The sequence below is a fragment of the Aliiglaciecola lipolytica E3 genome (genome assembly GCF_000314975.1).
GTDB lineage: Bacteria > Pseudomonadota > Gammaproteobacteria > Enterobacterales > Alteromonadaceae > Aliiglaciecola > Aliiglaciecola lipolytica.
In genome coordinates this window covers 132,477-146,070 of record NZ_BAEN01000014.1, presented here as the reverse complement: position 1 = coordinate 146,070, position 13,594 = coordinate 132,477, and the positions used below count along the sequence as shown (strand labels likewise).

Sequence of the window (13,594 nt, the reverse complement as noted above, 5' to 3'; positions counted from 1 at the left end):
TACCTACCTGAGCGACTGAGGTTGCTCAGGTGAATCAACAACTGCATTAGGCGGCACAGGCACGTGATTTTGCTGTCGCCATTGTGCAAGTTCCTTGACTAACTTATTAACGATTTTCGGATTTGATGAACTTAAATCATTAGTTTCATACATATCCTTATCTAAATTGTATAGTTCCACTTCATCCGTTAACAAGTACTGAATTAGTTTCCACTCTCCCCGCCTGATAACGGTAGCAGGTTTATTCTTGTACTCACTAGCAAGGTGCCAAATAATTGAGCGTTCTGGCATCTTGTTTCCAGATAATAGCGGAACTAGGCTATCGCCATCTAACACCAAACCTGCCGCATCAATATTTGCCAACTCCATAAATGTCGGAAAATAATCAAGACCAGACACTGGCATATCGGTTTCACCCGGTTTGACAAAATTCGGCCAATTTATAAACATAGGTACACGGATGCCCCCTTCATAAAAGCTACCTTTTTGCCCTCTTAAGTTTTTATTTACGCTTTGAAAACTGTTGAAGCCATTATCTGACGTGAAAATAATAATGGTATTTTCTCGAAGGTTATTTTCATCTAAATACTTAATAAGTCGCTCAACATTTTGATCAATTGATTTAATCATGGTGGCATAGGCCGCTATGTTGGTTTTCTTTTTGATATTATCAGTATCACCTTGCCCTGTTTGCGGATCGCCAGGTTTGTCTAAAAAGTGCTGCAACGAATCTTCACTGCGCGAAACGGTAGGACGATGAGGGGAATAGTAGTTTAAATTAATAAAAAATGGCCGCTTTTTATGTCGCGATATAAAATCAATCGCTTCATCAGTTAACCTATCAGTCAACCACTCATCAGAATCTTTAGTCTGAATAAACGGATTATTAAATGGTGCTCTATATCCACCACTTTCAGATCGGTAACCTTGCGGATAGCCGCGCGCTGGATCTCCCCAAAAAGAGCCACCAATGTTTTCGTCAAAACCACGCCCAATGGGATAAAATTGCTGTATTTTTGCTGTTAAGTGAGCAGGTAGCCAACTGAAGTCTCCGTTAGCAGGTTGTTTCAGCGGAGTTTCAAAAGGATATTGCTGCTCTTTATCGGGATAAGGACCGACTAAGTGCCACTTACCAATGTGGCTCAATTTATAGCCGTCTTTACTCAAAAATTCTGAATACATCGGATTTTCGTGAGTGACTGTCCAGCGCGAATAGATATTATTTTCTGCCGTTCCCTTTTCCAAAACGGGGACCATGTAAACACCAGTTCGGAAACTATGCTGGCCGGTCATCAACGCAGCCCTTGAAGGCGAGCAAGTTGGGTACATGTAGGCGTTATTAAACACGAGGCTCTGACTGGCAAGGTTATCTAAATTAGGCGTTTCAAACCACTTGCTTCCAGTAAACCCTACATCTTGCCAGCCTAAATCATCCGCCATAATGAAGATAATATTTGGCGATTGCTCAGGCCTATTCGACAACTCTTCTGCATTTATTTGCACATGAAAAAAGCTGAAAAGGAACGTTAACAACGAGATTTTCTTAGCGCATGCAATACAGTTAAAGTGCAGGTTAAACACTTTTTTAGTTTTCATTCCCAACACTTCAATATGAACTTTTGAACGCATTTACTTTTTAACCCCTAAGCTGGCAAAGTCATGATTGTAGACTTCAACTGTTGAAACAAACAATTGTTAACACAATATATACAATATGTATTTTTACATATACTATAACAGCTATACAAATTAAAACTATGTTAACGTTCTTATTTAACAAAAGTTTGTTGGGTGGCGTTTTGAAGACTCGTACTTATTAATGACAGACTAAAAATGATTAGAACAAGACTGGATACTCATTGGAGTTTACTTTGAAAAATACATTAAATTTATGTCTTATGCTTATTTTAGCTTCCTTTGTTTCCGGCTGTGAGACGCTTAAAGAAACAAGCACCGAAAGCAACAAAGGTTCTGTGCAGAAGGCTGCACTAAAACCCAATATTGTCATCATATTTGCAGATGATCTTGGATACGGTGATATCAGCTCTTTTGGCGCCGATGGGATTAGAACGCCAAATATTGATTCGATTGGCCAAGAGGGTTTTACCAGTCGTGACTTTTTTATTCCGGCCAATGTTTGTAGTCCTTCGCGCGCATCTTTATTAACTGGCCGATATCCAATGCGAAACGGAATGCCAGTAGCCGTTAATCCGCTTAGCGAAAAACACGTCTCAAGTCACTTTGGTCTGCACCCAGATGAAATAACGATTCCTGAAATGTTAAAACCCGCAGGTTATCGAAGTTTAATGGTAGGTAAATGGCATTTGGGATTTCAACAGAAAGGTTCACATCCACTTGATGCAGGTTTTGATGAACACCTTGGCTTGTTAGGGAATTATTACAAAGCACGTGAAAATGACCCTAGATACCCTATTCTTAAAGATAATCAAACCTTGTATCGAGGTCATGAAGCCGTAAAAGAAGAAATAGAGTTAGAGGAAGTAACTCAACGTTATACTGATGAAGTAATATCCTTTATTGAACGAGAAAAAGATGGTCCATTTTTTGTGTATTTTGCGCATAACATTGTTCACTCTCCACACCTTCCTCGCAAAGAGTTTCAGGGTACTTCAGAAAAGGGAAAATACGGTGATTTTATTCACGAAATGGACTACAGCACAGGACGCATATTAGCCACTTTGAAACGACTTAATTTAGAAGAGAACACGTTAGTTATCTTTACCTCAGATAATGGTGCAAATTATGCTGGGAATAATGGTGAACTTGCTGGTGTTAAGTATACAACGATGGAAGGAGGCCATATCGTGCCAGCAATGCTGAAATGGCCAAGTGTAATTCCAGCAGGACAAGACTCTAAAACCACACTAACTTCAATGGATCTATTTCCACTATTTGCCGATATTGCTGGCGCACAAATGCCACAAGACCGCACCATTGATGGAAAAAATATAATCCGTGTTCTGCGTGGAGAAACTACCGACACACCTCATGATGTGCTGTACTACTATAATGGCACCAATTTGCAGGCTATTCGCAAAGGCAGGTGGAAACTGCACCTGCCCCGCACTATTGCAGATCAACCATTTTGGCATGAAGGCTCCCAAGGTGGCCGAATGCTTACTGAGCTTGACCACGTTTTGCTATTTGATCTCGCGACTGACAGAGGCGAAACAATCAATGTTGCTGACCAGCACCCTGACATTGTCGCTTCATTTGATAAAGATATATTGAAAGCCAAGCGAGAACTAGGTGATGTCAATATTGTTGGATCAGATCAACGTGTTCCGCCGATGGAGAATCCCCAAAAGATTAATCGTTGGTGGAGGAACTAGTTAGCCACAATTAATTTTAGCGAATATCTTGCTGAATTCATCTAGAGTAATCACACGCCCGTTTTTTAAAGTAAGCGGGCGTTTATTCCTTTGTCGCACTGTCGCAACATTGATATTAACCTGCTAATCTCATGTTTTGATTTAGAACTCTTTTCCAGTGAGGTATGCTCTTTAATGAGTAAAATGACGCTAAGTAAAGCGGCAACTATCTTTTTCATCTTGTCTATTGCTGCCTTAATAATCAATATTACGGTAGTAGTCTCAAGTCAAAATTCTGCCAATAACCGTGAGCAATGGATTACTCATACTTACGAAGTGTTGCGTTTAAGCAATCTACTTTTAGTCGATGTTAACAATGCCGAAACAGGACAAAGAGGCTATCTTCTTACGTCAAACCCCAGTTACTTGACCCCATATTATCAAGGCACAGAAAAAGCGATTAACGGACTGGAAACGTTAATGCAAAAAACGGCCGATAACCCCAACCAACAAGAAAGGCTTTTATCGCTATCTGTTTTGATAGACAAAAAATTCGAAGAACTCCAACTTACCATCAATTTGGTTGAGCAAAATAAAAAGGAAGACGCTCTTCAGATTGTCAATAGCGATCTTGGTAAAAACCTTATGGTTGAAATTCGCAGTTTATTGTCTGCATTTGACAAAGAAGAATTAAACTTACTGGCAAAGCGGAAATCACTTTACGCTACCGACAAAAACATAGGTCTATTTGCTATTATTTTGGCTATCACGCTGCTGTTTCTATTGATTTTTATTGCAACATTGATCATGAAACGTAGGGTTATTAAACCGATTTTATCACTCACCAATCAAGCGGAACTGCATTCTTCGGGAAATGAACAAACATTTATTATTAACAAGGCAGTAAAGGAAATATACGTTCTCGCACAAACGTTAAGAACGATGAGTCGAGATCTACATAACTCAATGAAAGAGCTGAGTAGTGCTAAGTCACAAGCGGTTGCTAGTGAAAAAGCTAAAAGTGAATTTTTGGCAAATATGAGCCACGAGATTCGCACCCCTATGAATGGCATTTATGGTGGTCTTCAACTACTAAAAAGAGAAACAATTTCCAGTGCAGGACAAAGTATTCTCAGAAGATCTATGCAGTCTTGCAAAAATTTAATTACGATTATTAATGATATTTTGGACTTTTCTAAAATTACATCAGGAAAGCTGGATATTGAAAATACTAGTTTTCAAATGTCCGCATTGCTTGAAATTATCCTTTCCGACTTATTCCCTGTCGCTCGTGAAAAAGGAATTGAATTTACCGTTGATAATCAACTAACCCACGATTTTTGGAAAGGGGATCCTGTCCGGCTTAATCAGATATTGTTAAATTTATGTTCAAATGCTGTCAAATTTACGCAAAAGGGGTCAGTCAAGCTATCACTGAAGAGCGATGAGGAAGGCACGGGTATCAATTTTTGTATCAAAGATACGGGAGTAGGTTTAAACCAATCTCAAATCAAAAAGATTTTTTCCCGATTTGAACAAGCGGAAATGTCAACGACTCGCAGGTTTGGCGGAACGGGCTTAGGATTACCCATCACTAAAAATTTGGTGGAATTAATGGGAGGTAGCATCAGCGTCGAAAGTGAATTAGAAATCGGCTCTACTTTCCATGTATTTATCCCTCTCAATCCAGCTGAAGAAATAATAAAAACCCACGTAGAAGATCTAGAAATAGATGAAATCTTGAATGGAAAACGAATATTGTTGGCCGAAGACAATGAAATTAACCAAGCCATTTTTGAAGCTATGATGGAACCTTACGATATAAGTTTAGAGATTGTAGAGAATGGCAAGTTGGCAGTAGAAAGTATAGAAAAGCATTTACCTGACCTAATATTCCTAGACATTCAAATGCCTGTAATGGACGGAAAAGAAGCATGTATTGCTATCCGCAAACAAAATACAAATATACCTATCATCGCACTAACTGCTAATGTATTAGCGAGTGAAGTAAAACATTATTTGCAAATTGGTTTTAATGAACATTTACCCAAACCATTTGAACTGATTGATCTCAAGAAAGTTATTGCAAAACATCTGCAAAGTTGAAGTATTGACGAACAAGGTTCAGGTCAATAGTAATAATAATTTATTGCGGCTTAAATTCGCATAAATGACCAATCAAAACAGCTACGTCACAACCTCAGCAGTGACTTACCACACCTTTGAATTGTCGGAGTGTAAATGTCAACTTGAGCTTAATGCGTAGTAAGGTAGAAAGCCCCAATTACGCTTTACCAGATTATTTAATAACTTCCCTTCCCTGACTTACAAATCAAACTAGCAAATTGGTTGTCAAAACGTACTCACCAATTATCAACTGTTCCGTTGATAAGGTTAGTTCTTCTTCCTGTCGTAAAAACCCAATATGAAATCTAATTGTGTAAAGAATTAATAACAAAATAACTGCCAACTAGCAGAATATTTCTACGTTCTGACAAAAACATTAATACCGCATTTTTCCACACAGTTACCTACACTGAACAATGCTTCATAATCTTAACCATATAATTTTCAAACAAATTTTTATTCGTTATTACTGTACAGATTAACCCTCGAAACTTGCACCGCAATTGGTAGCAAAATTGGTATTACAATTGTTAACACCTTTGGTAACATAATTGTTAATGATTGGTTGATATATTGGTTTTTATTGAGTATATTCATTTGTAACAATAAGGCAACATCAATATAACAAGCGATCCGCAACCATATGACCACACCAAAAAACAACGGAGAACTAGATATGTCGTTGATATCAGGGAACAACACGAAATTAAATTATCAGAAAGAGCATTTTACTCTTAGCCCAATCGCTAAATGGGTAAAAGCTGCAATATTTGCTTCTGTAGCTGGCTCATTTTCACTTTCAGCAATCGCGCAAGATGCACCAACTGAAAACGAAAATGCTGACGACGTCGAAGTTATTAACGTCGTAGGTACCCGAAAAACAATTCAAGATCAAATTGCCATAAAACGTGAAGCGACAACGGTCGTTGACGGTTTATCTGCTGAAGATATTGGTGACTTACCTGCACTTTCCATTGGTGAGGCCTTAGAATCAATTACAGGTGCTGCCTCTCACCGAGAAAATGGTGGTGCGACTGAAATCACTATTCGTGGTTTAGGCCCCTTCTTAAGCGCCACTCACATCAATGGTCGCGAAGCGACAAACGGTAGTGGAGACCGCTCGGTTAACTTCTCTCAGTTCCCTTCAGAGCTAATGAAGAAAGTAGCCATATATAAAACACAAGACGCGTCTATGATTGAAGGTGGTGTTGCTGGTGTCATTACACTAGAAACCCTTAGACCTTTGGATTACGGAAAGCAAAGCTTCCAAGCCGAAGCTAAATTTAACTACAACCCTGACCAAGCAAACGTCGAAAACTCACTTCAAAGTGACTTAGGCTACCGTGGTACATTGAGTTATGTTGACCAATTCGATTTTGACAATGGTGCAGCTATAGGTATATCTGTAGGTTGGCAACGTCAAGATATCAGTCAGCCAGAAGCGGAATATCGTAGCTCTAGTCCTTCAGGTACATCTTTATGGGCTTGTTTAAATGACCCTAGTAATATGAACGAAGGGTTTTTCCGCGGAACTGCTGGAGACTGTGAAGACCAAGTTAACGGAAGCAGCAACCAAGGTTACAATACCGCAATCGACCCAGAAACAGGTCGTGCATATGATTCTGGCACACCATACGCATGGACGGGGTCTAGTCGTAGCTTCCGTCAGAACGAAACGTCTGATGAGAGAGATGCTTTATTCTTCGCTGTTCAATTTCAACCATCTGAAGCTTGGGATATCAACTTTGATGCACAAGTATCAGATCGTAACCAAGCTGAAGCACGTCACGACTTAATCTTCCTACAAAAACGCGTTACTCCTGGCGTAACAGGCGAAAACCTAATTACCAACAGCGTAGGCAGTATTTTGCATTGGGAAGGTCAAGACCGTATTGAATCTGCTGGTGAGCAGTTCTCTCGTGAAGAAAACTATCGTGGTTACGGTTTAAATGTCGAGCACTATGTAAACGACCAACTGACCATTCGTGGTGACATTTCTTACTCGCAAACAAAACGTGAAGAATTGCAAATATCTAACCGTGGCAGAACTGCAGGTTATCAGTCTTTCTTTTGGGACATGGGAGAGCAAATTCCTAACTTTACCCTCACTGACTTTGACGTAACTGATATTTCGAACTTTACGGATAGCCTACGTACTCGTCTGGATCGTGAAAACGTGCGTGATAACGAAATAACCTCTGCTCGTGTCGACTTCGATTACGCATTAAATGGTGATGCGCTAACTAGCATCCAGGGTGGTTTACGTGTATCTGAACTTTCGTTCATTCAATATGGTGGTGGTAACGGCAACGGTACAAGAACAGAAGTTGAATTAGATGAAACATCAGCAAACGCAATCGACGTATTGCAAAGCTGTCAAATTGACTTCCCTGAATCCGACTTCTTATCGAGAGTGTCTGATGGTGATATCGTTACCAATGTAGATAGTGAAGGCAATGTTATTAGCAGTGGTACAGGCAACTCTTGGGCAACCTATGACAACGTATGTTTCTCTCAAGCGGTAGCCGCTTCGGCCGGTGTCGCATTCGGTTATCCTGATGTAGAGTATGAAAATCAGGGGACAATCGATGTAACTGAAAAAACCACAGCCGCATACCTAATGGCTAACTACGACACTGAAATGATGGGTAAATTCATTCGTGGTAACTTTGGTGTACGTGTTGTTAAGACTGAAGTTAATTCTGTTGGCTTTAGACAAGGTTACGTATTCACACAAGATCCATTAACCGATTTGTGGAGTTCATCAGTTGCAGGTGATATCACCCGTACTGTCGCAGAAAGTGATTACACTGAAGTATTACCAAGTTTCAACTTAGTTATTGATTACAGCGAAGACATTCTACTTAGAGCGGGTATTTACCGCGGTATGTCTCGCGTAGATCCCGCCGACCTAAGTTATGACCGCACTATCCAAACCGATGACGAAGCAGAAGCAGCGACTCGAGAAGAATTGTTAACTGGTGTAAATGGTTCTGGTAACCCAAGTACTAAACCACTTATGTCATGGAACTATGACGTTGCGGTTGAATGGTATCCTAACGAAGATTCAATTTTTGCTTTAGGTTTCTATTACAAGCAATTTAATGGTGGTTTCCAACAGCAGACTCAACTAGAGACCTTTGTGATTGATGGTGTTGAAGTTGGTCTACCTATCACAAACTCGGTAACCACTGATGAAAGTAGTGATCTTTATGGTTTAGAGATGTCACTAGCTTACCGTTGGGATAATGGTTTGGGTGTGAAGATTGGCTATAACTACGCTGACTCAGACTACGAATTCGAAGATAGTCTTTACGGTGATACCTTTGTTACCGACCTAGATGGTGTAACCACTCAACTGACTGAAGGCATCGTTGAACCAGGCAACGTACCAGGTTTTTCTGAGCACGTATTCAGTGGTCAAGTGTACTACCAAATCGGAGACTTCGATACCGCACTTATCTACAAATATCGTAGCGAGTACTTCCAACCATACACAACTGACGGCACGAGACTTCGTTTTGTTGATGAAGCTGGTGTTTGGGAAGCTCGTGCTTCATACAAAATAAACAAACAGTTTCGTATTAAAGTTAGTGCAATTAATCTGTTCAGTGAGCCTAAATCTCAGGACTTCTTCACGATTGGCAACACAGGTGAAGTGAACGACTACGGCCCTCGTTTATTCGCAGGTGTTAGCTTTAAATATTAATCGAGCATAATGCATAGTTAGAACATACATAACAATTAACCAATTTTGTTTGCTAACTATGCAATATTTAAGAAGAAAATTTTTTCAGGAGTAGAAAGCATGTTTAACAAAAAACTTATACCCCTTATTATCGCAACAGCCTTGGTTGGTTGTACCGATGATGATAAGGCTGAGTTGGATGGCAATACTCGCGGGAGTGTCGCAATCTCCGGTACTGATTTCTTTGCCGGTGCAACTTTATCAGCAACCGTTACCGATGCTGATGGAATTGATGGCCCGATCACTTACGCTTGGTCAACTGGCGTAACTGGCGATACTTACACAATTACCGAAGCAGATGAAGGCACTGTTGTCTCAGTCTCTGCTAATTACACCGATAACGCAGGTTTTACTGAAGGTGTGGGTGCATCTACACCAACAATTAACCCAACTTTAGATGTAACTGCTAACGTTGTTAAAGGACCCGTTAGTGGTGCAAGTTGCGACATTTATGCCGTAGATGACAGTGGTGCTGCAGTTACGCCTGCGCAAGCCTCTGCGACTACCGCAGATACAGGCTCAGTAACCTTTACTAACGTGCATTTTGAAGGTAATGGCTTAGTTTCATGTACTGGTGGTACTTATACCGACGAATCAACGGGCGAAACGTTAGATGCGCCTACCTTAAGAGCGGTAGTAAATGTAGTTGAGAATACCATTGATGCAAATGGTCAGGTGCAACCAGCGCCAACCTATATTGTCTCCCCATTGACTGAAATGGCCGTTCAATCTGCAGGCTCTGATTTAAATGGTTTTGCTAGTGCAATTGCAGCGATTAATGCTCGTTTTGGCATTCGCTTTGATGCCACAGAAGTAGCACCGACTACAGTAGGTGTTGATGCACTTGGTGCAGATGGTGCAGAAAACGCAGATAGATATGGTTCGGTATTAGCGCTATTGTCACAGTTAGATGCAGACAATGCGGATAAAGATTTGGCTGCAATTTTAGCTGATCTGGTAGCCGATATTGCTGATGGTACATATTCAGAAGCTACTTTAGATGCATTTGAAATGGCACAAGAGAACCTACAGACCACTTCAGAAGTTGCTGGTGATGTTGACGTAAGTCTACTTGACGCAATCGGAGCGGCTGTTGGCTACAATAACGACCCTGTAGCAGCAATCATAGGTGGTGTATTAAGCGCTACTATACAAAATACTGAAACTGACCCATACACAGCTTCAGTTACTGTCACAGATCCAAACTTTGAAGAAGACGCTTTCATTGCGCAATCAGATGTAGTTCTAGACTTCGGAACGTTCAGCCTTACTGCTGAAGGTGATTGGACTTATACGGTTGATACAACAAATGATACCGTTGCTAGCCTTGAAGTAGGTAGTTCAGTTAACGATATCATTACTATCGAAACAGTTGATGGTACTACTGCTGAAATTAATGTGCGTGTTGCTGCTCTAACGCAAGTCGTTAAAATTTCAGATACTGGTGATGATACCGGTGAAATAAGATTTGGCGTCGACAATTTACGTCAGGGTAAGCTTAGTGCTTCTTTCTCAAAAGATGTTGCACTGGGTAGCGATGGCAATAACAAAGATGCTTACATAACTCTTTACGGTTCATCAGGAAGTTCTAGTGAATCTCTAATCGATTTACGAATTCAGGGAAGCCAAACTGACGGTGACGGAAATCCTATCGATCCTCGCTTCTTAGTACGTAACACCGACAGTGCAGATTATCCAGGCATCATGATTACCGCTCCTTTTGTTGAAGAGCAGTTTTATAATGTCGAAATTGAATGGGATTTAGATGCGACAGAGCAATTAACTGTTTCTATCGACGGCCAAGTTATTGGTGGAGGTTCTTTCTCAACAGCCGCGGTTGTTGACCCAGACTTCACAGATTTAAATCAATGGTTTGCCGATGGTGTTCAAGTTATCCAATTCAGATTTGGTGATAACAGCAGAACAATTCCTTTTGGTTCTTTCTATGTAGATAACATTATGGTGTATTCAGATACGGATGGTACTACAAGCGTATTTGAAGATGATTTTGAAAATTACATGGAAGGCGAAACCTTAACTAGTGACACCAGCCTATACGGTTTAGCTGTTTATTCAGAAGTAGTGGTATTTGATGTTGCTAGTGACTCAGCTGAACCTACCCCTGCTGCTTTCTTCGATTTAACGGCAACAGTGCCAAGTGATACGGATGTAGCATTAACAGGTACGGTAAGTGTAATTGACCCTGATGAAGGTGAAGCGTTTATCGTTGAATCCTCGGTCATGAGCACTTATGGCATGTTTACGATACTTGAAGACGGTTCATGGACGTACACGCTTGATACTGCTAATCCAACTATTGCAGCACTTGAAGTGGGCGAACGTGAAACAGACACCATCACAATAGAATCTGTTGATGGAACAACGGCCGAACTAGTGATTACCATCACAGGTACTGTAGTTGTTGATACGGGTGCTAATAACGTTGCCGTTATTATTGACACAGATGATAGTGACACTGGAGAGTTACGGTATGAGCTTGGTGACAATGGCCCACTTGCTCAAGGTAGAGTTGAAGTTTCTGTAAAACGTCTAGATGATGACCTTGGTGATGGTGATGCATTTATCACGCTATTTAATTCAGCTACCAACAACGATGGGGCTATTTTAGACCTTCGTATTAAAGATGATAGTTTTAGTGTTCGTAGTCCGAGCGATGTAGATGCTTCAGCAGCCACAGTTGTTCTTGACCAATTCATGGACATCGTGATTACTTGGGAATACCCAGGCGGCAACTTAGAAGTTAATCCACTAGTCACTGTTGAAGTTGATGGAGTTCGATTTACTGCCGAAGGCTTTACACCTGACAATAACTCTATTGGTGGTGTTACACACGTTGCCTTTAGATTTGGCGATAACAGCGGTGTTATAGACGCGACGGGTAAATTCACATTAGATGACTTATTCATTTACTCTGATGTAGCTGGAACAACCGAAGTATTTTCTGATGATTTTGAATCTTATGCTGACGGCGATTCGTTAGATTCAGACAATCCTGCTTCTCCGTACCACTCAAATACATCTGAAGCTACAGTTGAGACAATTGGTAGTGTGGGTGGTCCAGGAACTGACGGCAATAAGCTTGCGGAAATTCGCGATACTGATGCCTCAGATACCGGGGAGCTTCGATATGCCTTAGATGACGATGGTCCTTTGGCACAGGGGCGCTTTGAAGTAGCAATAAAACGTCTGGACGACGACTTTGGTGATGGTGATGCATTTATCACACTCTTTAATTCAGCTACCAACAACGATGGGGCGATTTTAGACCTTCGCATCAAAGATGATAGTTTTGGTGTTCGCAGTCCGAGTGATGTAGATGTTTCAGCGGGCACAGTTGTGCTTGACCAATTCATGAATGTTGTGATTACTTGGGAATATCCCGGTGGTAACCTAGAGGTTAATCCACTAGTCACTGTTGAAGTTGATGGTGTTATGCTAACTGCAAATGGATTTACTCCAGACAATAATTCAATAGGTGGCGTTACTCATGTTGCTGTTAGATTTGGTGATAACAGTGGAACTAGAGAAGCAACTGGTGTTGTATCGGTAGACAACCTAGCTATATATTCTGATACAGCAGGAACAACAGAAGTGTTCTCTGATGACTTCGAATCTTATGCTGAAGGTGACTCTCTTGATGAAGATAATGCAGCTTCACCATATAACGGCTCTACATCTGAAGCTGTCGTAGGTGTTGAGTAACACGTGTTTGTGTTCTCTGTGTTCAGCTTTTTTAATCACAGAGAATACGATTTAGTGTAAAAACTAATAGAATTGAATTAAAAAGCCCCGCGAGTTGAAAAGCTCAGCGGGGCTTTTTTTATCTGTTAAAGAGTGAATGTTTAAATAGTTTAAATGGACAGCCACAAACAGTAGATTCTAGTAATGGACAGCCACCCTACTCTGCTTATGAGATTTTATTTCTAGTAATGGACAGCCACAGTTTTCTTTGATTCTAGTAATGGACAGCCACTAACCTTTTTTAAACATGGACAGCCACAGTTTTCTTTTACTCGTCAACAGAATCCACTTAGACAGGCAAAAAAGCTAGGACTGAGGTTCGATTTGATTGAATAGTCCAACTTACAGGATTTAGGATTGGTCGAAAAAATATGGCAATTTATGTTTTAAGCGTTTCAAACCATCCTTAGGGTGGATGTTGGACAATCAAGCATTTTAAAACGATTTAGGCAAGAATGTCGGCTAAAGAATTCCGCAAACTAACGCTCTAAACAATGACACATCACTAACCGAGTTTATTGCACAAGTAAAGTGAATCACTTAGCGCTAAATATAAGTCCAAATACTCAAAACTTTGAAGATGTCTGTCCTTGACTTTCAATTTTCTAATGATTTTTGTTTTAGT

At 40.5% G+C, this 13,594-nt stretch carries 5 protein-coding genes; 4 read left to right on the top strand and 1 reads right to left on the bottom strand.

The features are described 5' to 3' along the window. Positions 1–3 precede the first annotated feature (3 nt). Entirely contained in the window at positions 4–1,629 is a 1,626-nt protein-coding gene (locus GLIP_RS02230) for a sulfatase (protein ID WP_008842930.1), read from the bottom strand. A 242-nt stretch (positions 1,630–1,871) separates the two neighbouring features. Here GLIP_RS02230 and GLIP_RS02225 point away from each other — a divergent pair, with 242 nt between their 5' ends. The 4 genes from GLIP_RS02225 to GLIP_RS02210 all read left to right on the top strand — a co-directional run bounded on the left by GLIP_RS02225 (position 1,872) and on the right by GLIP_RS02210 (position 12,930). Continuing rightward, complete coding sequence (locus GLIP_RS02225) at positions 1,872–3,353, top strand: sulfatase family protein (protein WP_008842929.1); 1,482 nt, start codon at positions 1,872–1,874, stop codon at positions 3,351–3,353. A gap of 174 nt (positions 3,354–3,527) precedes the next feature. Then, positions 3,528–5,438: a CHASE3 domain-containing protein gene (locus tag GLIP_RS02220; RefSeq protein ID WP_008842928.1), complete on the top strand. Its 1,911-nt coding sequence runs from the start codon at positions 3,528–3,530 to the stop codon at positions 5,436–5,438. 697 nt (positions 5,439–6,135) lie between these two features. After that, positions 6,136–9,168, top strand: a complete 3,033-nt coding sequence (locus tag GLIP_RS02215; RefSeq protein ID WP_008842927.1) for a TonB-dependent receptor — start codon at positions 6,136–6,138, stop codon at positions 9,166–9,168. 99 nt (positions 9,169–9,267) lie between these two features. After that, positions 9,268–12,930, top strand: a complete 3,663-nt coding sequence (locus GLIP_RS02210) for a VCBS domain-containing protein (protein ID WP_008842926.1) — start codon at positions 9,268–9,270, stop codon at positions 12,928–12,930. Positions 12,931–13,594: the final 664 nt, after the last annotated feature.

Excerpts from the sequence above, each read along its gene's own strand:
- GLIP_RS02230 (WP_008842930.1), bottom strand. The coding sequence starts at position 1,629 with ATGCGTTCAAAAGTTCATATTGAAGTGTTGGGAATGAAAACTAAAAAA.
- GLIP_RS02220 (WP_008842928.1), top strand. The coding sequence starts at position 3,528 with ATGAGTAAAATGACGCTAAGTAAAGCGGCAACTATCTTTTTCATCTTG.
- GLIP_RS02215 (WP_008842927.1), top strand. The coding sequence starts at position 6,136 with ATGTCGTTGATATCAGGGAACAACACGAAATTAAATTATCAGAAAGAG.
- GLIP_RS02210 (WP_008842926.1), top strand. The coding sequence starts at position 9,268 with ATGTTTAACAAAAAACTTATACCCCTTATTATCGCAACAGCCTTGGTT.